The 24,727-nt window shown below is 52.1% G+C and carries 19 protein-coding genes and 1 other RNA gene; 14 read left to right on the top strand and 6 right to left on the bottom strand.

Features of this window, described 5'->3' with window-relative positions; all coding sequences use genetic code 11:
* Positions 1–143: 143 nt before the first annotated feature.
* Together ABGA49_RS02320 and ABGA49_RS02315 are read left to right on the top strand one after the other, a co-directional pair.
* Positions 144–1,553, top strand: coding sequence for an MFS transporter (locus ABGA49_RS02320; RefSeq protein ID WP_061495223.1), 1,410 nt, complete (start codon positions 144–146; stop codon positions 1,551–1,553).
* A complete protein-coding gene (locus ABGA49_RS02315) occupies positions 1,550–3,928 on the top strand; it encodes a glycoside hydrolase family 3 N-terminal domain-containing protein (protein ID WP_347665081.1) in 2,379 nt (792 codons plus the stop codon). The genes ABGA49_RS02320 and ABGA49_RS02315 overlap by 4 nt, the downstream gene beginning before the upstream one ends.
* A 54-nt stretch (positions 3,929–3,982) precedes the next feature.
* Here the strand turns inward: ABGA49_RS02315 and rprA are convergent.
* Both rprA and ydiK read right to left on the bottom strand, forming a co-directional pair.
* An RNA gene (rprA, locus tag ABGA49_RS02310) (antisense sRNA RprA) lies at positions 3,983–4,090 on the bottom strand.
* Positions 4,091–4,283: 193 nt separating this feature from the next.
* Positions 4,284–5,390 carry an AI-2E family transporter YdiK gene (gene ydiK / locus ABGA49_RS02305; protein WP_061495228.1) on the bottom strand — a complete coding sequence of 369 codons (1,107 nt, stop codon included), beginning with the start codon at positions 5,388–5,390 and terminating at the stop codon, positions 4,284–4,286.
* Positions 5,391–5,599: 209 nt separating this feature from the next.
* On the opposite strand from ydiK, the gene ABGA49_RS02300 reads away from it, so the two are divergent.
* From ABGA49_RS02300 to ABGA49_RS02285, 4 genes are all read left to right on the top strand, one after another.
* Positions 5,600–8,656 carry an FAD-binding and (Fe-S)-binding domain-containing protein gene (locus ABGA49_RS02300; RefSeq protein WP_347665080.1) on the top strand — a complete coding sequence of 1,019 codons (3,057 nt, stop codon included), beginning with the start codon at positions 5,600–5,602 and terminating at the stop codon, positions 8,654–8,656.
* On the top strand, positions 8,653–9,063 hold the full coding sequence (gene menI, locus ABGA49_RS02295) for a 1,4-dihydroxy-2-naphthoyl-CoA hydrolase (RefSeq protein WP_061495231.1): 411 nt from the start codon (positions 8,653–8,655) through the stop codon (positions 9,061–9,063). The genes ABGA49_RS02300 and menI overlap by 4 nt, the downstream gene beginning before the upstream one ends.
* Positions 9,064–9,268: 205 nt before the next feature.
* Positions 9,269–10,186: a kdo(2)-lipid IV(A) palmitoleoyltransferase gene (gene lpxP, locus ABGA49_RS02290; protein ID WP_061495233.1), complete on the top strand. Its 918-nt coding sequence runs from the start codon at positions 9,269–9,271 to the stop codon at positions 10,184–10,186.
* A 72-nt stretch (positions 10,187–10,258) separates the two neighbouring features.
* Positions 10,259–10,615 (top strand): hypothetical protein, encoded by a 357-nt coding sequence (locus tag ABGA49_RS02285; RefSeq protein WP_271044599.1) that lies wholly within the window; start codon positions 10,259–10,261, stop codon positions 10,613–10,615.
* Positions 10,616–10,819: 204 nt separating this feature from the next.
* Here ABGA49_RS02285 and ABGA49_RS02280 read toward each other — a convergent pair whose 3' ends face one another.
* Positions 10,820–11,560 (bottom strand): EAL domain-containing protein, encoded by a 741-nt coding sequence (locus ABGA49_RS02280; RefSeq protein ID WP_134318276.1) that lies wholly within the window; start codon positions 11,558–11,560, stop codon positions 10,820–10,822.
* A 631-nt stretch (positions 11,561–12,191) separates the two neighbouring features.
* Between ABGA49_RS02280 and ABGA49_RS02275 the strand changes: the two genes are divergently transcribed.
* Positions 12,192–13,928, top strand: a complete 1,737-nt coding sequence (locus tag ABGA49_RS02275; RefSeq protein WP_347665079.1) for a PilZ domain-containing protein — start codon at positions 12,192–12,194, stop codon at positions 13,926–13,928.
* Here ABGA49_RS02275 and ABGA49_RS02270 read toward each other — a convergent pair.
* Positions 13,861–14,649, bottom strand: a complete 789-nt coding sequence (locus ABGA49_RS02270; protein WP_347665078.1) for an alpha/beta fold hydrolase — start codon at positions 14,647–14,649, stop codon at positions 13,861–13,863. The genes ABGA49_RS02275 and ABGA49_RS02270 overlap by 68 nt on opposite strands.
* A gap of 572 nt (positions 14,650–15,221) precedes the next feature.
* On the opposite strand from ABGA49_RS02270, the gene sufA reads away from it, so the two are divergent.
* The 7 genes from sufA to ABGA49_RS02235 all read left to right on the top strand — a co-directional run bounded on the left by sufA (position 15,222) and on the right by ABGA49_RS02235 (position 21,848).
* On the top strand, positions 15,222–15,578 hold the full coding sequence (gene sufA / locus ABGA49_RS02265; protein WP_061495243.1) for a Fe-S cluster assembly scaffold SufA: 357 nt from the start codon (positions 15,222–15,224) through the stop codon (positions 15,576–15,578).
* Positions 15,579–15,586: 8 nt separating this feature from the next.
* Positions 15,587–17,074 carry a Fe-S cluster assembly protein SufB gene (sufB, locus tag ABGA49_RS02260; protein WP_061495246.1) on the top strand — a complete coding sequence of 496 codons (1,488 nt, stop codon included), beginning with the start codon at positions 15,587–15,589 and terminating at the stop codon, positions 17,072–17,074.
* A 17-nt stretch (positions 17,075–17,091) separates the two neighbouring features.
* Positions 17,092–17,838 (top strand): Fe-S cluster assembly ATPase SufC, encoded by a 747-nt coding sequence (gene sufC, locus ABGA49_RS02255; RefSeq protein WP_088236893.1) that lies wholly within the window; start codon positions 17,092–17,094, stop codon positions 17,836–17,838.
* Positions 17,813–19,084: a Fe-S cluster assembly protein SufD gene (gene sufD / locus ABGA49_RS02250; protein WP_347665077.1), complete on the top strand. Its 1,272-nt coding sequence runs from the start codon at positions 17,813–17,815 to the stop codon at positions 19,082–19,084. Before sufC ends, sufD begins: the two co-directional genes overlap by 26 nt.
* Positions 19,081–20,301: a cysteine desulfurase SufS gene (gene sufS / locus ABGA49_RS02245; RefSeq protein ID WP_347665076.1), complete on the top strand. Its 1,221-nt coding sequence runs from the start codon at positions 19,081–19,083 to the stop codon at positions 20,299–20,301. Before sufD ends, sufS begins: the two co-directional genes overlap by 4 nt.
* A gap of 14 nt (positions 20,302–20,315) precedes the next feature.
* Complete coding sequence (gene sufE, locus ABGA49_RS02240; protein ID WP_061495260.1) at positions 20,316–20,732, top strand: cysteine desulfuration protein SufE; 417 nt, start codon at positions 20,316–20,318, stop codon at positions 20,730–20,732.
* 99 nt (positions 20,733–20,831) lie between these two features.
* Positions 20,832–21,848, top strand: a complete 1,017-nt coding sequence (locus ABGA49_RS02235; RefSeq protein ID WP_347665075.1) for a L,D-transpeptidase family protein — start codon at positions 20,832–20,834, stop codon at positions 21,846–21,848.
* 66 nt (positions 21,849–21,914) lie between these two features.
* Here ABGA49_RS02235 and ABGA49_RS02230 read toward each other — a convergent pair whose 3' ends face one another.
* Both ABGA49_RS02230 and pykF read right to left on the bottom strand, forming a co-directional pair.
* A complete protein-coding gene (locus tag ABGA49_RS02230) occupies positions 21,915–22,151 on the bottom strand; it encodes a major outer membrane lipoprotein (RefSeq protein WP_007374746.1) in 237 nt (78 codons plus the stop codon).
* A gap of 308 nt (positions 22,152–22,459) precedes the next feature.
* On the bottom strand, positions 22,460–23,872 hold the full coding sequence (gene pykF / locus ABGA49_RS02225; RefSeq protein WP_061495266.1) for a pyruvate kinase PykF: 1,413 nt from the start codon (positions 23,870–23,872) through the stop codon (positions 22,460–22,462).
* Positions 23,873–24,727 lie beyond the last annotated feature (855 nt).

Here is a 24,727-nt window from a genome sequence, read left to right as displayed (position 1 = left end):
AATAACTAAAAATCGTAAAAAGCCTGGCAATTATTGTAATTGTGAGCCGGTTTTCTTCTTCCAATACTTTAGCCGGTAGTGAGCGGCGCGATGCGAATTTCGCGCCAGGTTGAAAAATTTTTAACCTCACAAGGCTGATAAAAATGACAATTCCCTCTGTCCTTCGTACTACAGACAAAATAGGTTACGGCCTGGGTGATATGGCAAGCGCCCTTGTCTGGCAAACCGCAACACTGTTTCTTGCGTATTTCTATACCGATGTCTTTGGTTTACCCGCCGCGATCATGGGTACCATGTTTTTGGTGGTGCGCGTGATCGATGCTTTTGTCGATCCCTGTATTGGCGCGCTGGTGGATCGCACGCAAACCCGGCATGGCCGCTTCCGTCCGTGGCTGCTGTGGTTCGCCATTCCGTTTGGTGTGAGCTGCCTCATTACTTTCTATGTACCGGACGTCGGCGCGACGGCAAAAATCATTTATGCCTGCGTCACCTATGCGATCCTGAGCTTTATCTACTCCGCGATTAATGTTCCGTACTGCGCAATGCCCGGCGCGCTGACAATGGATCCTCATGAACGTCATTCGTTGCAGTCCTGGCGATTTGGCCTGTCTTTTATTGGCGGGTTGGTTGTCACGGTGATTGCCTTACCGCTGGTGTCGCATCTTGGCGGTGGTAATGATCAAAAGGGCTATTTTTACGCCATGAGCATGATGGGCCTGCTCGGGATTGTGTTGTTCTTCGGCTGTTTTTTCATGACCCGCGAGCGGTTTACGCCCCGCAACGACACTAGCGGTTCGCTATTGAGTGATCTGAAACTGCTGGCGGCGAACAGTCAGTGGCGCATTGTGTTTCTGTTCAATATCTTATTGTTAACCGCCGTGGTGACGCGTGGTTCGGCCACCATGTATTACGTCAAGTATGTATTACAGCGACCGGAGATGGTCTTCACCTTTATTGTTTCCGGTATGCTTGCCGCTCTCGCCGGTGCACTGTTGTCTGCCCGTTTGCTGGGTAAATTCGACCGTGTCCGCGCCTATCAATGGACGATTATTACCTTCGTGGTTTTTGCCGCACTGATCTTTATTATCCCGCCTTCTCAGGTATGGCTGATCTTTGGCCTGAACATTGTGTTCAGTTTTATTCAAAACCTGACGACGCCACTGCAGTGGACCATGTTTTCCGATGTGGTGGATTATGAAGAGCATCGCAGCGGGCGACGTCTGGATGGGTTGGTGTTCTCTACTGCGTTGTTCGCGATCAAATTTGGCCTCGCTCTCGGTGGCGCGGTGGTGGGATGGGTACTGGGTGCCGTGGATTATGCGCCCAATCAGGCGCTGCAAAGCCCTACGGTGCTCACCACCATCAATGCGCTCTTCACCCTCATTCCTTGCCTGCTGTTTATTTGTATGGTGCTGCTGCTGACCCGTTACAAACTCAACAGCCAGCTTGCTGACACTATTGCTCAGCAATTGATGCGTAAACGCGATATCAGCAAAAGCGCGACGGAGCCGCAGGCCTCACCGGATTTCAGTAACACAGGAGTCAGCCGATGACCGCACTGTATAAAGATGCAAACCGACCTGTTTCAGAACGTGTGGCAGATTTACTGGCGCGTATGACGCCAGAGGAAAAATTCGCACAAATGCACGCCTTATGGCTGGTGCTCGATGAACATGGTGAGCACCGTGAACGTACCGATCTCAGTGATGAGTTCGCCGGCGTGATTGCCCAGGCGGCGCTGGCGCAGCGACTAAAGCTGGGTGTCGGGCAGATTACGCGCCCGCTGGGCACACACATTGTGGATGCAAAACGCGGCGTGCGTGCGGCCAACCGCCTGCAAAAAACGTTGGTGGAAGAGACGAGGCTGGGTATTCCCGCTCTGTTCCATGAAGAGTGTCTGGTGGGATTGTTATGCAAAGACGCTACGCTGTTCCCGTCGTCGCTGAATTACGGTTCAACCTGGGATCCCCAATTGATCAAACGCGCTGCCTGGCACATTGGACAGGAGGCGCGCTCCACAGGCTGTAAACAGGGGTTGGCCCCGGTGCTGGATGTGTCCAGGGATGTGCGCTGGGGGCGGACCGAAGAGACATTCGGTGAGGATCCCTGGCTGGTTGGAGTAATGGCCTGCGCCTACGTTGAAGGGTTACAGGGTGAGAAGGGCGATATGCTGGCCACGCTTAAACACTATGTGGGCCACTCTTTCAGCGAAGGCGCGCGCAACCATGCGCCGGTGCATCTGGGCTTTTGCGAACTGAACGACACATTTCTGCTGCCTTTCGAGATGGCGGTAAAAATGGCGAAAGCCGGTTCGCTGATGCCTGCCTATCACGATATCGATAATCAGCCGGGTCACAGTGATCATTTCTTGCTGACCACATTGCTGCGGGAGCAGTGGGGATTTGACGGCATCATTGTCGCCGATTATGGCGGCGTCAGTCTGTTGCATCAGCATCATGGGATCTCTCACGATGCAGCCGAATCAGCGGCATTATCTTTCAATGCGGGTCTGGATGTGGAACTGCCGAAAGATGATTGCGCACGCCATCTGGCACAGGCGGTTGAACGTGGACTGATATCGATGGCGAAAGTGGATGAGATCGTCGCTCGTGTGTTGACAGTGAAGTTCCGCCTCGGTCTGTTTGAACATCCGTATACCGATGAACAAGGCATCCGCTTGCAATCCGATGATACACGTCAGGTGGCGCGGGATGTGGCGACACGCTCGCTCACGCTGCTGGAAAACAATGGCATTCTACCGCTCAGCGGTACGCCACGCGTAGCGGTGGTTGGCCCTACGGCAGACGATCCGCTGGCGTTACTCAGCGGCTATAGCTTCCCGGTTCATTTGATCATCAGCGATATGCTGGAAGAGACCACGCAGGTGACAACGCCGCTGGCGGCACTGCGCAAGCAATTGGGAGAAGAGAACGTTCGCTATGCTAAAGGTTGCCACATTATCGAAAAACGCATGGCGGGTGCGCCGGTATTTCCGGGTGATGCCTCAGGTAAGCCGATGCAACAATCACCGGTGTCGATGGACCAAAGACTGATTCCGGAAGCGGTGCGCGTGGCGCAGGAGAGCGATGTGGTTATCGCCTGCGTGGGCGATCTGGCCGGGTTGTTCCAGAGCGGAACAGTGGGGGAAGGTTCCGACACTGACAGCCTGACGTTGCCTGGCGTACAGCAACAACTGCTGGAGGCGCTGGTGGCAACAGGTAAACCGGTGGTGGTCGTGATGACCGGCGGTCGTCCGTACAACCTGCAAGGGCTGGAGACGCGCGTAGCGGCATGGATGATGGCCTGGGCGCCGGGACAGGAAGGCGGCCACGCCATTGCTGATGTGCTGACCGGGCGTACCGAGCCACAGGGACGTCTGGTGGTGAGTGTGCCGAAAAGCGCAGGCGCAATGCCGTATTACTACAACCACAAGCTAAAAAGCGGGGGAACGCCCTATGCATTCCATTTTGGTTCCCGTTATCCGTTTGGGTATGGACAAAGCTGGACGCAGTTTGAATATGGTCAGCCTGTCTTACTCACCCCGGAAGTCCCGATTGAAGGCGATATCCGCTTGCAGGTGAGGGTGAAAAACGTGGGCGAGCGCAGCGGCAACGAGGTGGTTCAGATCTATGTGCGCGATAACGTCGCCTCGATGGTTCGGCCCGTGAAGGAGCTGAAAGCCTTTCAGCGGGTTGCGTTATCACCCGGAGAATCGGCGACGCTGACCTTTACTTTGCCGGTGGATATGCTGAATTTCACCCGGCGTGATGGGAAACGCATTGTAGAGGCGGGTGAGTTTGAACTGCAGGTTGGCGCATCTTCATCAGACATTCGCGGTCGGGTAACCGTCAGCGTGACGGGGGAAACCCGGGTGTTGCCGCAACAGTGGAAAATGCTAAGTCACTGCGAAGTGAACGACAGCCAATAACCCGCGTGAATTGTTCGGGCTGTCACTGCACGGTGGCGGCCCGGCAAACTGAGGATAAAAAAAAGCCCATCGTGGGAGATGGGCAAAGACTACACACAGCAATTCGTTGTTTCACTCAGGGGATTTCCATGCTTATAAATCAAGATGTTGATCTATAACCTTGAGCCTAATAGTAGGCATGCGGGATTTTTGAGTCGATCAGATTCGTCTCATTAGTTAAACGTACGTAAAGAATATATGCGCAGAATGGCGCATTTTACGGGGTCTGAAGGGGTGCGCTCAGAAATAAGGCAGATAAATGATAAGTGCTGCTTAATAATCATTTAAGGCGGGCTTGCACCCGCCTTGTTTGCATTCAGGATTTGCTGTCTAAATTTTGTACATCATTCAGCGTGTTGTCCGTTGCCTCCGGCTGTGGAACCTCGTTAACCCAGGCAGAAAAGAGACGCCAGGAAACGGCCAATAAGACAGGACCAATGAACAAACCAATCATGCCAAACGCGACCAGGCCGCCAATCACCCCGGAGAGGATAAGGATCAGCGGCAGATCGGCGCCCATACGGATTAACACCGGACGGATAACGTTATCCAGCATTGCCACCACGCAGCTCCACACCAGCAGTACGGTGCCCCAGGTGGAATCACCGCTCCAGTAGAGCCAGATAATCGCCGGGATTAGCACCAGCAGCGGCCCAAGTTGCACCAGACAGGTCATCAACATCACCACGGTAAGCAGTGTGGCGTACGGCACGCCGGAGATGGCCAGGCCAATCCCGCCCAGCACGGCCTGCACCAGTGCGGTAACCACCACACCAAGCGCTACGGCGCGGATCGCTTGCCCGGCCAGCACTACTGCGGCATCGCCGCGTTTGGACGCCAGCCGCACGGCGAAGTGACGGATCCCCTGCGCCACCTGTTCGCCACGCCAGTAGAGCAGGGCGCTGAATAGCAGCATCAGCGCGCAGTGCAGCATAAAGCGACCAATATGCGCAGCCTGGCCGACAAACCATGTGGTTGTGGCGCCGACATAAGGGCGCAGTTTCGCCATAATGCCGCTGCCGCCCATATCCAGCAGGTTGTGCCAGCCGGCGTAAAGCTTGTCGCCAACGAGCGGAATGCTGTGCAGCCAGGCCAGTTCCGGCGGTGCCATCGCGCCGCTTGTCACCGCGTGGATCACCGGACCGCTGGAGTCAACCAGGCTGTTAACCAGCAGTGCTACAGGGATAATAAACAGCAGGATAAGCAGCAGCATCATCACCAGCACCGCCAACGAGCGGCGACCAAACAGCAGACGTTGCAGGCGCAACAGCAGCGGCCAGGTGGCAATCACTACCGTGCCCGCCCAGGCGAACCCAAGAATGAAGGGCTGTACGACCCACAGACAGGCGATAATCATGATGGCTAAAAACAGTACCGACAGCATGATTTGCGGTACATCCCTGGACTGACGTAAATCAACCATATGTATAACTCACCTTTATTGAATGGCCGAAAATTCGGTGTATCAGGAAATCAACAGAGATAATGATTAATGATTTCAGCGATTTTGGACAGTCTGATTCTGCCTGTAATTCTCATGGGCGCATAAGAAAAAAATGTGATACAACGATGAATGCTGAAAGCAAACGATTAACCTTTTACAACACTCACCGTCAGGCAGGGTCAAGCATAATGATCCCACAGATTTCCCAGGCACCCGGCGTCGTTCAGCTGGTGCTGAATTTTTTGCAGGCTTTGGAGCAACAAGGTTTTACCGGTGATACCGCCACAAGTTATGCCGACAGGCTGACCATGGCGACAGACAACAGTATTTACCAGCTATTACCGGATGCCGTTGTTTTCCCCCGTTCTACGTCAGACGTTGCGCTTATTACCCGCCTCGCATCCGAAGCGCGTTTCCAGTCGCTGGTGTTTACCCCGCGCGGCGGCGGTACCGGCACCAATGGTCAGGCGTTAAACCAGGGTATCATCGTCGATATGTCCCGCTATATGAACCGCATTATGGAGATCAACCCGGAAGAGGGGTGGGTGCGTGTCGAAGCGGGAGTGATCAAAGATCAACTCAATCAATACCTTAAACCTTACGGCTACTTTTTTGCGCCGGAACTGTCGACCAGTAATCGTGCGACGCTGGGAGGGATGATCAATACCGACGCCTCCGGCCAGGGGTCGTTGGTATACGGAAAAACCTCCGATCACGTTCTGGGGGTTCGCGCCGTGCTGCTGGGCGGGGATATTCTGGATACGCAGGCCATGCCTGTGGCGTTGGCTGAAACGCTGGGCGCGGCCAATACCGCCATTGGGCGTATCTATAAAACCGTACTGGAGCGTTGCCGTGATAACCGGCAATTAATTCTTGATAAATTCCCAAAACTGAACCGCTTCCTGACGGGGTACGATTTGCGCCACGTCTTTAACGATGAGATGACCGAGTTTGACCTCACGCGCATTCTTACCGGTTCAGAAGGGACGCTGGCGTTTATTACCGAAGCACGGCTCGACATCACCCCGCTGCCGAAAGTACGCCGCCTGGTTAACATCAAGTACGACTCTTTTGATTCCGCGCTGCGTAATGCGCCGTTTATGGTGGAAGCCCGGGCGTTGTCGGTGGAAACCGTTGATTCCAAAGTTCTTAATCTGGCGCGAGAGGATATCGTCTGGCATTCGGTAAGCGAATTGATCACCGATGTGCCGGATAAGACCCTGCTTGGCCTGAATATTGTTGAATTTGCCGGTGATGATCAGGCGCTTATTGACAGCCAGGTGCAGTCCCTTTGCGAGCGCCTCGACGTGCTGATGGCAAATGGCGAGGGTGGGGTGATTGGCTGGCAGGTCTGCGACGATCTGGCGGGGATTGAACGCGTCTACGCGATGCGTAAAAAAGCCGTTGGTCTGTTAGGGAACGCGAAAGGAGCCGCTAAGCCAATTCCTTTTGCCGAAGATACCTGTGTGCCGCCGGAGCATCTGGCGGATTACATTGTGGAATTCAGAGCGCTGCTGGACAGCCATGGTCTGAGTTACGGTATGTTCGGCCATGTCGACGCCGGGGTGTTGCATGTCCGTCCGGCGCTGGATATGTGCGATCCGCAACAAGAAATATTAATGAAGACCCTTTCCGATGAAGTGGTTGCGCTAACGGCAAAATATGGTGGTCTGCTGTGGGGCGAACATGGGAAAGGTTTCCGCGCCGAATACAGCCCGGCGTTCTTCGGTGAACAACTTTACGGCGAACTGCGGAAAGTGAAAGCCGTATTTGACCCGCAGAACCGTTTGAATCCTGGTAAGATTTGCCCGCCGGAAGGCGTCGATGCGCCGATGAAGCAGGTGGATGATGTCAAACGCGGCACGCTCGATCGGCAGATCCCGATTGCTGTTCGCGCCTCCTGGCGCGGTGCAATGGAGTGTAACGGTAACGGCTTGTGTTTTAACTTCGATGTAAAAAGCCCGATGTGCCCGTCGATGAAAATTTCTGCCAACCGCATCCATTCGCCAAAAGGCCGGGCGACGCTGGTGCGCGAGTGGCTACGTTTGCTGGCGGATCGGGGTATCGATCCCGTTAAGCTGGAAAAAGAACTGCCCGAAAAACGCGCCAGCCTGCGCACGCTGATTGAGCGTACCCGTAATAGCTGGCATGCACGCCGCGGTGAGTATGATTTCTCCCACGAGGTGAAAGAGGCCATGTCGGGTTGTCTGGCCTGTAAAGCCTGTTCCACGCAGTGCCCGATTAAAATCGATGTGCCGGAGTTCCGCTCGCGCTTCTTGCAGATTTACCACAGTCGCTATCTGCGACCCGTGCGCGATCATCTGGTGGCGACCGTTGAAAGCTATGCGCCGCTGATGGCGCGCGCGCCTAAGACATTTAACTTTTTTATGAGTCAGCCCTGGGTGCGCTCGCTGTCAGCAAAACATATTGGCATGGTGGATTTACCGTTATTGTCGGTGCCGTCGCTGCAACGGCAAATGGTTGGGCACCGTACGGCCAATATGACGCTGGAACAGCTTGAACAACTGGATGCGGCACAAAAAGCGAAAACCGTGCTGGTGGTGCAGGATCCGTTTACCAGCTATTACGATGCGCAAGTGGTGACTGATTTTGTTCGTCTGGTAGAGAAACTCGGTTTCCAGCCGGTGGTCTTACCCTTCTCGCCTAATGGTAAAGCGCAGCATATTAAAGGCTTCCTGAACCGCTTTGCGAAAACCGCGCGGAAGACGGCAGATTTCCTTAATCGCGTGGCGCAGCTGGAGATGCCAATGGTGGGCGTTGATCCGGCGCTGGTGCTCTGTTACCGCGATGAGTACAAACTGGCGCTGGGGGATAAACGCGGGGATTTCCATGTGCAACTGGTGCATGAATGGTTAGCGACGGTACCTGACAGCGAAGATGCACCGGCTATCAGCGGCGAACCCTGGTATCTGTTCGGTCACTGTACCGAAGTCACGGCACTGCCCACCGCGCCGGGACAGTGGGCGTCGATTTTTGCGCGTTTTGGCGCGAAGCTGGAAAATGTCAGCGTTGGTTGCTGCGGTATGGCCGGGACCTACGGCCATGAAGTGAAAAACCATGCAAATTCACTCGGTATTTACGAGCTCTCCTGGCACCAGGCGATGCAGCGTTTGCCGCGTAATCGCTGCCTGGCGACAGGGTACTCTTGCCGAAGCCAGGTGAAACGTGTTGAAGGGAATGGCGTGCGCCATCCGTTGCAGGCTTTATTGGAGATAGTGGGATGATCTGGAAACGCGCAGTAACGCTGGAAGCGCTGAATGCTATGGGCGATGGCAATATGGTCGGTTTACTGGATATCCGTTTTGAGCGCATCGGCGAGGATGCGCTTGAAGCCTCAATGCCGGTAGATAACCGAACTCATCAGCCATTTGGCTTGCTGCACGGTGGCGCATCGGTGGTGCTGGCGGAAACGTTAGGCTCCGTGGCGGGGTATTTATGCACGGAAGGTGAGCAGAACGTGGTTGGCGTGGAAGTCAACGCCAACCATCTGCGTTCAGTGCGAAGCGGGCGCGTGCGTGGGGTTTGCCGCGCGCTGCATACCGGCAAACGACACCAGGTCTGGCAGATCGATATCTTTGATGAGCAGTCGCGCTTATGCTGCTCATCACGTCTGACCACGGCGGTTGTTTAAGCATACCCTGAGGCAGTAATCCAGCGTAAAACTTCATATTTTATTCATTATTCTTTACATAGCTTTTTGACGCTTCGTGCTATATTGCGCACCACTGGATGTATCGCTTCGGCTGCGCCGTATGCGAAGAGCTGTAACGCGTAAAGACCTGATGAAGTGATTCATTGTCTCCTTAAGCGCTACTGAATTGGGCTTTTAGGTAACAATGATGACAACGTTTAAATTGACTTTTTTACACCCCCGAAACTGGGTGACATGGGCCGGACTGGGTTTTCTCTGGCTTCTTGTGCAGCTTCCTTATCCTGTTCTTGCCCGCCTTGGCGCGGGCCTTGGACGTTCCGCCCGACCTTTCCTGAAGCGCCGCGAGCGCATTGCACGCCGCAATCTCGAACTTTGTTTCCCGTTAATGGATGACGCACTGCGCGAAGTGCTCATTGAGAAGAATTTTAAATCGCTGGGTATGGGGTTGATCGAAACCGGTATGGCCTGGTTTTGGCCAGATAAGCGCGTACGCCGTTGGTTTGATGTAGAGGGTTACCAGCATTTACAGGCTGCTCAGGCCAGCCAGCGTGGGGTGATGGTAGTCGGCGTGCATTTTATGTCGCTGGAGTTAGGCGGTCGTGTGATGGGGCTGTGTCAGCCGATGATGGCCACCTACCGCCCCCATAATAATGCGCTGATGGAGTGGGTGCAGACGCGCGGGCGTATGCGTTCGAATAAATCCATGATTGATCGCCGTAACCTGAAAGGTCTGGTGAATGCCTTGAAACAGGGAGAAGCCGTGTGGTTTGCGCCTGATCAGGATTATGGTCGCAAGGGCAGCATTTTTGCACCGTTCTTTTCGGTACAAAATGCCGCGACCACTAATGGCACCTTTGTATTATCACGCCTTTCTGGCGCCAAAATGTTGACGGTAACCATGGTGCGTAAAGAGGACTGTTCAGGCTACTCTTTGCATATCGGCCAGGCGTTGAGCGATTATCCGGCGCAGGATGAGTTTGCCGCCGCCAGCTATATGAACAGAGTGATTGAACGCGAAATTTTACGGGCGCCGGAACAGTATTTATGGATCCACCGCCGCTTCAAAACCCGCCCCGTCGGTGAACCTTCGCTCTATAACTAGTGTGTATCGCAAACGCCCCGTTTACGGGGCGTTGTACTTTTCTTTTGCCAACGAAATTCATATGGGATGCTTATGGTCAGGTTTATTGTGGGCGGTTGTTTTGCCCTTTTTACCGTCTGTTCTTCGGCTGCGGGTATCAATTTGATCTGTGATGAATACGCTGCTGTTGTTGATACGTCCGGGTTAACGGTCAATGGTCGACACTACGGGAATCCGCAGGAAAAGCCTTATGAGATCTCTGATCAATACAGCGGGCATACCCTAACCTATACCGACAGTAATGATGCCAATAAAGAGACGAACTGGGTGGCGATTAATATCATCACGCAGATTGAAACAGGGAAAAAAGCGTTCTTCTACTCGGATAGCAACCATACCAATGAGAAGGCGATTATCTGTACGTTGAAAGAGGGGACGCTGGCACAGTAAGGTACAGACTACGCGTTAAATAACCCTACTAAAAAGCGAAATACTGACGGCCAAAACGGCCGTGATCGCCAATCGCGAGCACTATAGTGCGAATGTGCAAAAGTGGTTGAACCCGAAGGACCCACTGCTCAGCGTTAACCTGCTGCGTTTGTGACACACTGTCAGCCTGTTCACATTGAGCGGGCTGTTTCGTCCTGAACTGACTCAGAATCCCTCAAGTAACCGGATCTGGGTGAAGGTCAGGGGGCGGTGAAAGATATACCCGTGGATCCCGTCAGGACTGTAATGATTTAGCAACGACAGGTCCGATGATTTTTTTACACCTTCACAAATGAGGGTCACACCGGTTGACATTAACTGGCTGATAACGACCTGCAGTGTTGACAGTTTCTTTTCGCTTTCGGCGATACCTTCGATAATCGAACGATCGATTTTAATGGTATCGAAATTAAACAACGCCAGACTGTCGACTTGCAGATTTTCCGCACTGAAATCACCCAGCGAAATCATAAAGCCATATTCTTTGGCTTGTTTTAAAAAAGGTAAACTCTCAATAAACTGTGCTTGTGTCGTCTTTTGGCTTATTTCTATTTCAATCTGTTGCGGCAGGACACCCTTGTGCAGACACTGTTGGTAAAGCCAGGTAAGGTATTCTCTGTCATTGATCAGAAGATGTGAGAGGGTGAATGAGATAGTTAAGTCGCGCTTCAATTTTATTAAGTGACAGATGCTCTCGAATATAAAATTCGTTACCTCCCGAATAGCGCCCGATTGTTCTATTGCCGCAATGCTCTGCTGAGCGGGAATTAAAAAACCATCGGCATTGAAAAATCTGGCAATCGCTTCATATCGGAAGATTTTATTACCTGAGAGGCGAATGATGGGCTGAAACTCGACGGTCATTCGCAATTGCTTACCGCTAATGTCCAGATTTTTACTTTTCATTATTTCAGTAAGGCCTCCACTGAGAGAAACAGTGTTTCACAAGCATATAATTTTTTGATTCTACATGGCGATTCATCACAATTGAAAATTGTTTTGAATGATCGATAGTCTCTTTTTGATAGCTGCCATCTATCACTGTTAAAGAAATGATCGCTTAAATCTATAAATTATACTGGTATTTTGTGCTTATTAGTTTTACTTTAGGGTAAGAATTTACTGATTCCATGCAAATTATTCATTTTATCCTCTTGTTTTCTTGTATAAAAAAGCAAGGTCGATGAATAAATAACTCCTTCTGCACAATGCAAGTTTTGGTTAAGAAAAGAAAGGTTTCACCGGAGTACAATACATAGCCTGCTTAGTCAGTCTGATTTTCAGGTTGCTTTAGGAGGGTGTTTTTTATTTTTTTGGAAAAATCTTAAATTAATTAAGTGACATCTTAAAGGTGTATTCAGAATATTTCTATTCAGGCAATAATAAGAAAAAAACAGCAGCAGTGACGTCTTAGCTTTGGCGATGTAACTTCACATGAAAGGGATATAGCATGGCGGAACACTATTCTCTCCCCCCAGCAAATGTCATTCGTTCATTACTGCAGCATCCCTACATGCTGTCAGTTTATGCTAAGGATATGCCCTACGCATTAGAGGCTGACATTGCAGAACTGAACCACGAAACAAATCGCATCACACTCGACGTCGAATATGCGGGTACAGATATAAACGTGTATCTTGCGGACGGCGGCTTGAGTTTTGACCTGGAAGCGTTAAAAGGCGTGGACGTTATTGAGCGGGAAACATATAGCCTGAGTAATATCCCTGTCCAGGTGATGAAAAAAGACAACATGCATTATCGACTCGAATGCCAATTACCGGAATCTGTTTTTGTCACGGAAAATCGTGACGAGATACGTATCCCGTTTATTCTCGGCATGCAGGCGCACGCTGGAATTGAGGTTTATCCGCCTATGCTGACGATTCCCGGACGTTTACGCAATTTGTCCGTGGGTGGCTGCATGGTTGAAATCGATTTATTCGAAAGCATTGCGCTTAATGTTGGACAGGTTATTCCCGGTGTTACGTTGGCGTTTCCTGACGGGGAGCGTTTTTATGCCCAGGGGTGTGTCCGGCATATACGCCCCTTTGGTAACAATGGCTATGCAGCGGTTGGTATTCAGTTTATCAATCTGTCATCGTCTCAGTTGGAAGCGTTGTCCCGTTATGTGCATGAAGCGGAAAGAGAGGCGGCTTACCGTACCGGCATGCGCGGCACTATGATCTCCCAGTCCCCTTTATTTCTCTGTGGTCAACAAGAGCAGAAGGGCCGGCAACGAGAACAGCAAGAACGGGAGCCACGGGCGCGTCAATCACCGATGGAGCAGGGGGTTATGGCGGTGGCGCACCGCTTGCAGGTCGCGCTGATGTATATAAAGACGCACGATCTTCTGCCTATCCGGATTTTTTATGACAGTGTCGACACGTTGCTTTACCTGTTGAAACAGGATCGCAAAGCCCTGCTTTATGCGCTTAGCTATCTGCGCGATGAACCTGACTGGGTTCGTCATGCGGTGCAGGTAGCGGCAAAGCTGGCGGATATGTTGATCTTGCGAGACCCGCACGATCCGCATGTGCGTGAGGCAACGCTGGGTGCCATTATGCACACGCTGGGTAAACCGTTGCTGGTGAGTGCTGCGTTACCTTCGCTCAAAGCCTGTATGGATCCAGCGCAGAAAATGATACTGCGGACGCATGTCGGGGCACTGCTGAACCGGTTGCGCGAGCTGGGGTGGTCGCCTGGGCTGACATGCCGCGATGTGATTGAAAATGCGAATGAACGGCTGGATGGGATGGGGTATCCCGCAGGTAAACAGGGGAGTCAGCTCTCTTCGCTGGTGCGTCTGTTATCGGTGATTAAAGCGATTAATAAGCTCACCAATGCGCGCAACGGTGTGTCTCCCCTAACGCCATTGACTGCGTGCCGCTACATTTACCAGGCGGACAGTGCATATGATCGGGCGATCATCGTCGAATATTTGCAAGTCTATGGGTTTTACCCGATTGGTAGCCTGGCGAAATACGCGGGCGGTTTTCTGGCCTGGATTATGGACGTCGATGGCAAAGGTAAACCGAGCGTAGTGCATGTCGTCAAAAATCTTCGCTGCCCTGAAAGCAATATCAGCAGCGTGATGTCGGGAAGTGACTTAGCGCAAATTGGTGCTCTGGAGGATGTTGTTGATCCGGCTGATTACGGCCTGAACGTGGTTAAACTCCAGGCCGTTATCCGCAGCGAAAAGCCGTTTTTTACCCGTACTGCCTCAGAAAATCGACAATCAGTTGCGTCACCATCTCCGGGTTTTCCCGGTTACTGATATGCGCGGCATTGGGGATCAGGGTAAAGTCACAACCCAATTTTTCCGCCATCAGTCGCCCTTCGGTTGCCGGGCGAGGTAAATCGAGCGCCCCGGTGGCAACGTGCGTCGGGCAGGTGATGGTTTCCAGCAAAGCCAGGCGATTCGGACGACCAAAAATCAGTTCGCCCAATGGCACAATGCTGGTGCGTAATTGTTCGGGACTTAGCGCGGAGAGCGAGGTGGAGAGCTGCCGGATGTCTTCCGGATTGGCATATCGGGAATAGAATTGCGCAACCACATACTCGAGCATCGGCACAGGGATACTGCCCAGTGCTTTGATGGCATTGAGCATCATGAAATAACGATCCCTTGCCTCTTGCGTCTCATCCCCCACAAAGGTGTCAAACAGCATTAACGCCTTGACTCTTTCCGGGGCGGCAGCAGCCAGTTCAGCCCCCCACATTCCGCCAACGGATAAACCCACCACGGCAAATTCACGGATGCCCAGTGAGTCCATCAATGCTAAATGGTCGATGGCAATGTCTGCCATAGAGGATGTCGATGCAGGCAGGGCAGGCGACTGCCCATGGCCCCATAAATCCGTCGCAATAACGCGGAAATATTTTGCCAGGGTGTCAATTTGCGGTGACCACATGGATTTATCAAACAGGTAACTGTGACCTAATAAAACGGGAAACCCTGTACCTGTATCTGAATACGACATCATTGACTGCGTCATCACCCATACTCTCCGTGTTTGATGGCCCATAGCATTGGGCCTGGGTAAACAATAACGATTATGATAGTTGAGTTATTGACCCGTGGTGAAGACGATAAAATCTCATTCTGCTGTGTGATAGCAGGCAACAAGTGCGGCAGGGGGATACAACAGGACAATATGGGGCTTGTTGATGAACAGGGATTTTTGGAATAAAACGTGAAAATTCAACTGTGTCAGCGTACAGCGAGCCCATTCTATGGCTGCCCATCATTAACTGGCGGGGCGCTGTTATCCTGAGAAGTAAAACATTACACATCGCAACGACGTAACCGATATCAAAAATAGGTATTACCTATACATCTTTTCTTTTCCGCCTGCTTTCCTGCAACGGGTTGCCTAAAGCCGTTATTTATCAATTTATTAAACAATTTTTTACCTGGCTGTAAAGCCTTTCAGCAGAGTCTATGCTTATAGCAAGTGCCGAAAAAGGGGCTGCCAGGGAATAACCCTGCGGAAAACGGGTTGAAGTGATAATCATTATCACTAACATAGCATTATGCTCTTCAGATCGGGTGACGTGAGGTAAAGCGATGGAATCATTTAATCCGCAAGATTTTGCATGGCGTGGGCTGACCATGACACCGGCGGCCGCAGAACATATCCGTGCGCTGGCCAGTAAACAGGCGGGTGTACTTGGCGTAAGGCTTGGCATTAAACAGACCGGCTGTGCCGGTTTCGGTTACGTATTAGACACCGTAACGGAGCCAACAGATGACGATTTACTGTATGAATCTGATGGCGCACGTCTCTACGTCCCGTTGCAGGCGATGCCGTTCATCGACGGCACTGAAGTGGATTATGTGCGTGAAGGGTTAAATCAGATTTTCAAATTTCATAACCCCAAAGCCCAGCATGAATGTGGCTGCGGTGAAAGTTTTGGGGTATAGGCGGTACTATGTCTCGTAATACTGAAGCGACTGACGATGTCAAAATCTGGACCGGCGGCAACCTCAACTATAAAGAGGGCTTTTTTACCCGGTTGAGTACCGATGAGCTGGCAAAAGGCATCAATGAAGATGTGGTGCGGGCGATCTCGGCAAAACGCAACGAACCTGAGTGGATGCTGGAATTCCGCCTGAATGCTTATCATGCATGGCTGGAAATGGAAGAGCCGCACTGGTTGAAAGCGCACTACGATAAACTTGATTACCAGGATTACAGCTACTATTCCGCGCCGTCTTGCGGTAATTGCGACGACACCTGCGCGTCTCAACCGGGGGCTGTCCAGCAAACGGGCACCAATGCCTGGTTGACAGAAGAAGTGGAAGAGGCATTCAACCAGCTCGGCGTTCCGGTGCGTGAAGGCAAAGAAGTGGCGGTGGACGCTATTTTTGACTCGGTATCGGTAGCAACCACCTACCGGGAGAAATTGTCTGAACAGGGCATTATCTTCTGCTCCTTTGGCGAGGCGATCCACGATCATCCTGAACTGGTGAAAAAATACCTGGGTACTGTCGTTCCTTCCAACGATAACTTCTTTGCTGCGCTGAATGCCGCCGTCGCTTCTGACGGCACGTTTATCTACATTCCAAAAGGCGTGCGTTGCCCGATGGAACTGTCGACCTATTTCCGTATTAATGCCGAAAAAACCGGACAGTTCGAACGGACCATTCTGGTGGCGGATGAAGGCAGTTACGTCAGCTATATCGAAGGCTGCTCAGCACCGGTGCGCGACAGCTATCAGCTTCATGCCGCCGTGGTGGAAGTGATCATCCACAGAGACGCCGAAGTGAAATACTCAACGGTGCAAAACTGGTTCCCGGGGGATAACAACACCGGTGGGATCCTCAACTTTGTCACCAAACGTGCCCTGTGCGAGGGCGACAACAGCAAAATGTCGTGGACCCAGTCCGAAACCGGATCGGCCATCACCTGGAAATACCCCAGTTGTATCCTGCGCGGCGACAACTCCATTGGTGAGTTCTTCTCGGTGGCGCTGACCAGCGGACATCAGCAGGCAGACACCGGCACCAAGATGATCCACATCGGTAAGAACACCAAATCGACGATTATTTCGAAAGGTATCTCCGCCGGGCATAGCCAGAACAGCTATCGCGGGCTGGTGAAGATCATGCCGACGGCGACCAATGCGCGTAACTTCACGCAGTGCGACTCAATGCTGATTGGACCGGACAGCGGCGCGCATACCTTCCCGTATGTGGAGTGTCGTAATAACAGCGCCCAGCTTGAGCATGAGGCCACCACATCACGTATTGGTGAAGATCAACTGTTTTACTGCCTGCAACGCGGTATCAGTGAGGATGACGCTATCTCGATGATCGTCAACGGCTTCTGTAAAGACGTGTTCTCCGAGCTGCCGTTGGAATTTGCCGTTGAAGCGCAAAAATTGCTGGCCATTAGCCTTGAGCACAGCGTCGGTTAAGGATTAAGGGATAATAAATGTTAAGTATTAAAGATTTGCAGGTTAGCGTAGACGATAAAGCCATCCTGCGTGGTCTGAGCCTGGAGGTTCGTCCCGGCGAAGTGCACGCGATCATGGGGCCGAACGGCTCCGGGAAAAGTACGCTTTCTGCGACCCTGGCCGGACGTGAAGATTACGAAGTGGTTGGTGGCAGCGTCGAGTTTAAAGGTAAAGATTTACTGGAACTGTCGCCGGAAGATCGTGCGGGCGAAGGCGTGTTTATGGCTTTCCAGTACCCGGTGGAAATCCCTGGGGTTAGTAATCAGTTCTTTTTGCAAACCGCGCTGAATGCGGTGCGTGAGTACCGTGGCGAAGACGCGCTGGATCGTTTTGATTTCCAGGATCTCATGGAAGACAAAATCAAACTGCTGAAAATGCCGGAAGATTTACTGACCCGCTCGGTTAATGTGGGTTTCTCTGGCGGTGAGAAGAAGCGTAACGACATCCTGCAAATGGCGGTGCTGGAGCCAGATCTGTGCATCCTGGATGAAACGGACTCCGGTCTGGACATTGATGCGTTGAAAATCGTTGCCGATGGCGTTAATGCTCTGCGCGACGAAAAGCGCGCGTTTATCATCGTTACGCATTACCAGCGCATTCTGGATTACATCAAGCCCGATTTTGTGCATGTGTTATATCAGGGGCGCATCGTGAAATCCGGCGATTTCACGTTGGTTAAGCAACTGGAGGAGCAGGGCTATGGCTGGCTTACCGAACAGCAGTAACGCGCTGCAACAGTGGCATCACCTGTTTGAAAAGCAGGGTGGTGCGCGTTCTGACGCGGCGCAGCAGCACCTCCAACAGATGCTGCGTCTGGGGCTACCCACCCGCAAACAGGAAAACTGGAAATACACGCCGCTGGACGGCCTGCTGAGCAGCCAGTTTGTTGTTGCAGCGGGAACGGTCAGTGAGCAACAACGCGACGCGATGGCGCTGCCGGTTGATGCGGTGCGCCTGGTGTTTGTTGATGGCGTTTTTAATGCAGCGCTGAGCGACGATACCACAGGCTCCGGTTTTGATGTGACCTTTAACGATGCCCGCCAGCAATTGCCTGCACCGGTACAGCCGGAAATCTTTTTGCATTTAACCGAAAGTCTGGCGCAGTCCGTGACCTGGATTCAGGTGGCGAAAGACCTGCGGCCTTCTAAGCCGTTGCTCTTAATGCATATCACTCAGGGAGTGGCGGGGGATGAGATGAACACGGCGCATTATCGCCATCATCTTTCGCTGGCGCAGGGGGCGGAAGCGACCATCTATGAGCACTATGTCAGCCTCAACGACAATCCGCATTTTACCGGCTCGCGGCTAACGATGAGCGTTGCAGCGAATGCCCGTCTGCATCATGTGAAGCTGGCGTTTGAAAACCCAGCGAGCTACCACTTTGCGCACAATGATATCTGGCTTGCGGACAACGGTTCGGCAAAGAGCCACAGTTTCTTGCTCGGTGGCGCAGTGCTGCGACATAACACCAGTACGCAACTGAATGGCGAGAATACGCAGCTCAATATCAACAGCCTGGCAATGCCGGTGAAGTCGGAAGTGTGCGATACGCGGACCTGGCTTGAGCATAATAAGGGTTACTGTCATAGCCGCCAGTTGCATAAAACCATCGTCAGCGACAAAGGCCGGGCGGTCTTTAACGGATTAATTAAGGTGGCACAACATGCCATCAAAACCGACGGACAGATGACCAACAACAATTTATTGCTCGGTCGTCTGGCGGAAGTGGATACCAAGCCACAACTGGAGATCTACGCCGACGATGTGAAATGCAGTCATGGTGCCACCATCGGGCGAATCGATGATGAGCAGATGTTCTATTTGCGCTCGCGCGGGATCAACCAGCAGGCGGCGCAAAAAATGATTATCCATGCCTTTGCCGCTGAACTGACGGAAGCGATCAACGACGAGGCGCTAAAACATCAGGTGTTGGCGCAAATCAGTCAGCGTCTGGCAGGGGGCGTAGCATGAGTTTTCCCGTCAACGCCGTACGTGCCGATTTCCCGGTACTGCTGCGTGAAGTGAACGGACTGCCGCTGGCATATCTCGACAGTGCCGCCAGCGCACAAAAACCGAATCAGGTTATTGATGCCGAAGCGGCGTTTTTCCGCCACGGCTATGCCGCGGTACATCGCGGCATTCATACGTTGAGCGCAGAAGCCACGCAACGTATGGAAAATGTGCGCGTGCAGGCTGCGGCGTTTCTTAACGCGCGGCTGCCGGAAGAACTGGTGTTTGTGCGCGGCACGACCGAGGGTATTAACCTCGTGGCAAACAGCTGGGGCAACAGCCAGGTGCACGCGGGTGACAATATAGTTATCAGCGCTATGGAGCATCACGCCAATATTGTGCCGTGGCAAATGCTCTGTGAACGCGTCGGTGCGCAACTACGTGTTATTCCGCTCAATCAGGATGGCACCTTGCAACTCGGCGTGCTGCCCACATTGTTTGACGAGCGTACCCGCCTGCTGGCCATCACTCAGGTTTCGAATGTACTGGGCACCGAAAACCCGGTGGCGGAGATGATCACACTGGCGCATCAGCACGGAGCGAAAGTACTGGTGGATGGTGCGCAGGCCGTAATGCATCATTCAGTGGACGTGCAGGCGCTGGATTGTGATTTTTATGTCTTCTCCGGCCATAAGCTGTACGGACCGACAGGGATTGGTGTGCTGTACGTGAAAGAGGCGATCCTGCAGGATATGCCGCCGTGGGAAGGGGGCGGTTCGATGATCGCCACCGTCAGTCTGACGGAGGGCACCACCTATGCCAAAGCGCCCTGGCGTTTCGAAGCCGGCACACCCAATACCGGCGGCATTATCGGCCTTGGCGCAGCTATTGATTACGTCACCCGACTTGGGCTGGACGCCATTGGCGAATATGAGCAGACGCTGATGCGTTACGCGTTAACTGCACTGGCAGAGGTGCCGGATTTAACCCTGTATGGCCCGGCGAAGCGTCAGGGGGTGATTGCTTTTAATCTGGGGAAACACCACGCCTATGACGTAGGGAGTTTCCTCGATAATTACGGTATTGCGGTGCGTACCGGGCACCATTGTGCCATGCCGTTGATGGCGTTTTATAAAGTGCCGGCCATGTGTCGCGCATCGCTGGTTATGTACAATACAGAAGAAGAGGTGGATCGTCTGGTAGCTGGCCTGAAACGTATTCATCAGTTGCTGGGCTAACGTAAGAGGCGAACATGGCTGCATTACCGGATAAAGAGAAGTTGTTGCGCAATTTTAATCGCTGCGCCAACTGGGAAGAGAAATATCTCTATATTATCGAACTGGGACAACGCCTGCCGGACCTGAGCGAGGAGGCCCATAACCCGGACAACATTATTCAGGGTTGCCAGAGTCAGGTGTGGATCGTCATGCAGCGCAACGACGCGGGTGTGATTGAACTGTCAGGCGACAGCGACGCCGCTATCGTTAAGGGGTTGATTGCCATTGTGTTTGTGCTTTATCAGCAAATGACAGCGCAGGATATTGTGGCCTTTGATGTGCGTCCGTGGTTCGAACAGTTGTCGTTAACCCAGCATCTTACTCCCTCCCGCTCGCAAGGGCTTGAAGCAATGATCCGCGCGATACGCAACAAAGCGGCAAACATTAGCTAAACTCAAAAGACAGCTTTCATCCTGTTACGCGAGGCGATCCCCGTCTCGCATGGATTTTCAGCTTTCCGGCAGCCTGCCGGTGAATACAGGAACGTCAGTATGAAACGCGCGTCTCTTCTTTCCTTATGTCTTTTCGGCGCTTTTAGCGCTATACAACTGGCCCATGCAGCGGAATACGTTCTGCCGCCGGATGGCAGCCGTCTCATTGGCGAAAATCAAACCTGGACCGTCAGAGCGGAGGATAAAAATCTGCAGGCCATTGCGCGGCATTTTGATACCGCAGCGATGCTGATCCTGGAGGCGAATGACACGATTGCGCCGGTTCCTCGTCCCGGTACGGTGGTGACCATTCCGTCGCAAATGCTGTTACCGGATACGCCCCGTGAGGGCATTGTGGTGAATCTGGCTGAGCTGCGGCTGTACTATTTCCCGCCGGGAAAAAACAGTGTGCAGGTCTACCCGATCGGTATCGGTCAACAAGGACTGGAAACGCCGGTTTCTGTGACCCGAGTCAGCCAGAAGATCCCTAACCCAACCTGGACGCCAACAGTCGGCATACGTGCGCGCTCACTGGCCAATGGCATTGAACTGCCACCCGTGGTGCCCGCCGGGCCACATAACCCGCTGGGTCGCTTTGCGCTGCGTTTGGGCATTGGTCATGGCGAATATCTCATTCATGGCACCAATGCGCCTGACAGCGTCGGGTTGCGGGTCAGTTCTGGCTGTATGCGTATGAGCGCGCCGGATATTCAGGCGTTGTTTGCTCAGGTCTCCGCCGGGACTCGGGTAACCATCATCAACGAGCCGGTGAAGTACGCCGTGGAGCCCGATGGCAGGCACTATATTGAAGTTCATCGTCCGTTGTCGCAGACGGTGGAAGAAGATACCCAGCGGGTGCCCATCCAGCTTTCTCCTGCGATGGCTACGTTTATTAACCAGTCCGGTGGTGACAAGAAGCTGATCGAGAAGGCGCTGAATCGTCGCGCAGGTTATCCGGTTGCTGTAGCGTCGAGGAAATCCGCAGCGGTGAATCCGGAAAGTGTGTTATCGGTGCAGAACAGCGCAGAAGCCGCGGCAATGAATGCGGAAACGGGACAGAGGGCGATAACGCAGTAGATAAGGAAGGGGAATGGCAGGCAAAAAAAATGGCGCACTACGTGCGCCATTTCAACACAGGAACTCTTACTTACGGTAAGAGTGAGCCTGGTTGTCCAGACGCTGGTTAGCGCGAGCTGCGTCATCTTTAGCAGCCTGAACGTCGGAACGGATTGCGTTCACGTCGTTGCTCAGCTGGTCAACTTTAGCGTTCAGAGTCTGAACGTCAGAAGACAGCTGATCGATTTTAGCATTGCTGGAGCAACCAGCCAGCAGAGTAGAACCCAGGATTACCGCGCCCAGTACCAGTTTAGTACGATTCATTATTAATACCCTCTAGATTGAGTTAATCTCCATGTAGCGTTACAAGTATTACACAAACTTTTTTATGTTGAGAATATTTTTTTGATGGGAATGCCCTTAAATTTGATCGTTCGCTCAAAGAAGCACCGACTTTGAATAAAAGGTTAAAAAACGCGTGTTAAAACAGCAGGCTTCCATCGGATTCATCTTAGATAATGCCGGGCTTAAATAGTGAAATCCGATTTGATTTTTTATTTTGAGTGGTTACCGGAATATAAAAAAAGCGCCGCAAGGGCGCTTTTTTAATCAGTCTGTAATGTTTGACTATATTACAGAACGTGGACAGAGGCCGTGTTGGTCGTGCCGCTTGGAACCAGTGCACCAGAAACCATTACCACAACGTCGCCTTTGGCCGCCAGGCCGCTTTCCAGCGCCACTTCTTTACCCAGACGGTAGAAATCATCGGTAGAGGAGATCTCTTTCACCAGCTGCGCAACAACGCCTTTGCTCAGCACCAGCTGACGCGCGGTCACTTCGTTGGTGGTCAGCGCCAGAATAGTGGCATCCGGGAAATATTTGCGTACTGCGCGTGCGGATTTACCGCCCTGGGTTGCAACCACAATCAACGGGGCTTCCAGTTTTTCAGCCGTCTCAACCGCACCACGACATACGGCTTCGGTAATGCGCAGTTTGCGGCTGTCGTTGTTGAAGTCCAGGCGGCTGGTCATCACGCGGTCGGTACGTTCGCAGATGGTAGCCATAATGGTCACAGCTTCCAGCGGATATTTACCTTTTGCGGATTCGCCAGACAGCATAACTGCGTCGGTACCGTCGAGGATGGCGTTCGCCACGTCGCCAGCTTCAGCGCGGGTCGGACGCGGGTTTTTGATCATAGAGTCCAGCATCTGGGTCGCAGTAATGACCACTTTGCGCGCGCGGATACATTTTTCGATCATCATCTTCTGCGCGAAGATCACTTCTTCAACCGGGATTTCAACGCCCAGGTCGCCACGCGCAACCATGATGCCGTCGGATGCTTCGAGGATTTCGTCGAAGTTATTCAGGCCTTCCTGGTTTTCGATTTTGGAGATGATCTGAATGTGTTCGCCACCGTGCGCTTTCAGATGCTCACGGATTTCAACCACGTCAGAACGTTTACGGATAAAGGATGCGGCAACAAAGTCAACGCCTTGTTCGCAACCAAAGATCAGGTCTTGCTTATCTTTTTCAGCCAGCGCCGGCAGGGCGATGGAAACGCCCGGCAGGTTAACGCCTTTATTTTCGCCGAGGTCGCCGTTATTCAGTACCTTACAGATAACTTTGTTGCCTTCGATGGCAGTCACTTCCATGCCGATCAGACCATCGTCCACCAGCACCGTGTTGCCAACGTTCAGGTCAGTGGTGAAACCTTCGTAGGTCACCGCAACGGTATCAGCGTTACCCACAACGGATTTGTCGGTGGTGAAGGTGAAGGTCTGGCCCGCTTTCAGCGAAACATCGTTGCCGCCTTCCAGTTTGATGGTGCGGATTTCCGGACCTTTAGTGTCCAGCAGAATCGCCGCTTTTTTACCGGTTTTGCTCATCACGTTGCGCAGGTTTTTGATGCGCTGGCCGTGTTCCGCATAGTCGCCGTGAGAGAAGTTCAAACGCATGACGTTCATGCCCGCGTCCAGCATCTTCGCCAGCATCTCTTCGGATTCGGTTTTTGGACCGATGGTGCAAACAATTTTGGTCTTTTTCATGACAGTTCTGGTCTTTAAGTTTGAGTTGAGAAGGATATGGAAATCACGCTCCGGGTAGCGCACGGCTCCGGAGTCAAACCTGTGTTGCGAAAAGAGCGATGCCACAGCCTAAGGATAGGTGACATCAAAAAAGCGTGCAGAGTAATGTGTGCCTGAGATTCAGCCAGCTCGGGGAAAAATTGATGTGAGTTATTTGTTTTACAGTTCAATCAGCTGAATCCATTCAAATTAGGATGGCGGCATTATAGCGTCCACCTTGACAGAAAGGAATTAAAAACGCTGTTTCAAAATGCGAATTTCTCGTCGTCATCATTTTGTTGTGTAACCGTTATCACAAAATTGCGCAACCGTTGCATAAGCGAGGCGGTATGGGGCCTGGCCATAGCGTCGACATCAGTTTGGCCCACTCGACGGCAACGTTATTTCTCTGGTGTATACAGATTGATTTATTCTCACCTTTTTGTTGCGTTAAAAATAATCAATTGGATTGTTCTGTTTATTATTTGACGTAAAAATACATAGGTGAGAATTAAATAAAAAGAGTGCGCTGGCTCGCTTTTTAAATAACTAGCGAGGCGGATTGGTTTTACTCCCTCTGTGATCTTAACGAGGTGGATATATTCTCGTAGAGGCTACCTGAAGAGGCGCGGATATATTTCATATTTTCAGTGGATATCACTTTTTTGCACTAAGTTTGCTTTAAGGATAATCCTAAAATATTTGCTTTTGCTGAGATTTAACTCGTTGTTTTTTCTATGTTAAGTGAATAGTGCCTAAATACAATAAAAATACTAAGTTATTGATATGCAAAGATCTTAAATTTTAGAAAGAATTTGCAATAAGTCTCCTTATTAC

The sequence above is a fragment of the Kosakonia sp. WA-90 genome (genome assembly GCF_039871955.1).
Taxonomy (GTDB): Bacteria; Pseudomonadota; Gammaproteobacteria; order Enterobacterales; family Enterobacteriaceae; genus Kosakonia; species Kosakonia oryzendophytica.
Note: the sequence above shows the minus strand (reverse complement) of the source record. Positions and strands in the feature narration are given on the sequence as shown.

Bases quoted from the DNA above. Each gene is read 5' to 3' on its own strand.
- ABGA49_RS02320 (WP_061495223.1), top strand. From the start codon at position 144: ATGACAATTCCCTCTGTCCTTCGTACTACAGACAAAATAGGTTACGGC.
- ABGA49_RS02315 (WP_347665081.1), top strand. From the start codon at position 1,550: ATGACCGCACTGTATAAAGATGCAAACCGACCTGTTTCAGAACGTGTG.
- ydiK (WP_061495228.1), bottom strand. From the start codon at position 5,390: ATGGTTGATTTACGTCAGTCCAGGGATGTACCGCAAATCATGCTGTCG.
- ABGA49_RS02300 (WP_347665080.1), top strand. From the start codon at position 5,600: ATGATCCCACAGATTTCCCAGGCACCCGGCGTCGTTCAGCTGGTGCTG.
- menI (WP_061495231.1), top strand. From the start codon at position 8,653: ATGATCTGGAAACGCGCAGTAACGCTGGAAGCGCTGAATGCTATGGGC.
- lpxP (WP_061495233.1), top strand. From the start codon at position 9,269: ATGATGACAACGTTTAAATTGACTTTTTTACACCCCCGAAACTGGGTG.
- ABGA49_RS02285 (WP_271044599.1), top strand. From the start codon at position 10,259: ATGGTCAGGTTTATTGTGGGCGGTTGTTTTGCCCTTTTTACCGTCTGT.
- ABGA49_RS02280 (WP_134318276.1), bottom strand. From the start codon at position 11,560: ATGAAAAGTAAAAATCTGGACATTAGCGGTAAGCAATTGCGAATGACC.
- ABGA49_RS02275 (WP_347665079.1), top strand. From the start codon at position 12,192: ATGCCCTACGCATTAGAGGCTGACATTGCAGAACTGAACCACGAAACA.
- ABGA49_RS02270 (WP_347665078.1), bottom strand. From the start codon at position 14,649: ATGACGCAGTCAATGATGTCGTATTCAGATACAGGTACAGGGTTTCCC.
- sufA (WP_061495243.1), top strand. From the start codon at position 15,222: ATGGAATCATTTAATCCGCAAGATTTTGCATGGCGTGGGCTGACCATG.
- sufB (WP_061495246.1), top strand. From the start codon at position 15,587: ATGTCTCGTAATACTGAAGCGACTGACGATGTCAAAATCTGGACCGGC.
- sufC (WP_088236893.1), top strand. From the start codon at position 17,092: ATGTTAAGTATTAAAGATTTGCAGGTTAGCGTAGACGATAAAGCCATC.
- sufD (WP_347665077.1), top strand. From the start codon at position 17,813: ATGGCTGGCTTACCGAACAGCAGTAACGCGCTGCAACAGTGGCATCAC.
- sufS (WP_347665076.1), top strand. From the start codon at position 19,081: ATGAGTTTTCCCGTCAACGCCGTACGTGCCGATTTCCCGGTACTGCTG.
- sufE (WP_061495260.1), top strand. From the start codon at position 20,316: ATGGCTGCATTACCGGATAAAGAGAAGTTGTTGCGCAATTTTAATCGC.
- ABGA49_RS02235 (WP_347665075.1), top strand. From the start codon at position 20,832: ATGAAACGCGCGTCTCTTCTTTCCTTATGTCTTTTCGGCGCTTTTAGC.
- ABGA49_RS02230 (WP_007374746.1), bottom strand. From the start codon at position 22,151: ATGAATCGTACTAAACTGGTACTGGGCGCGGTAATCCTGGGTTCTACT.
- pykF (WP_061495266.1), bottom strand. From the start codon at position 23,872: ATGAAAAAGACCAAAATTGTTTGCACCATCGGTCCAAAAACCGAATCC.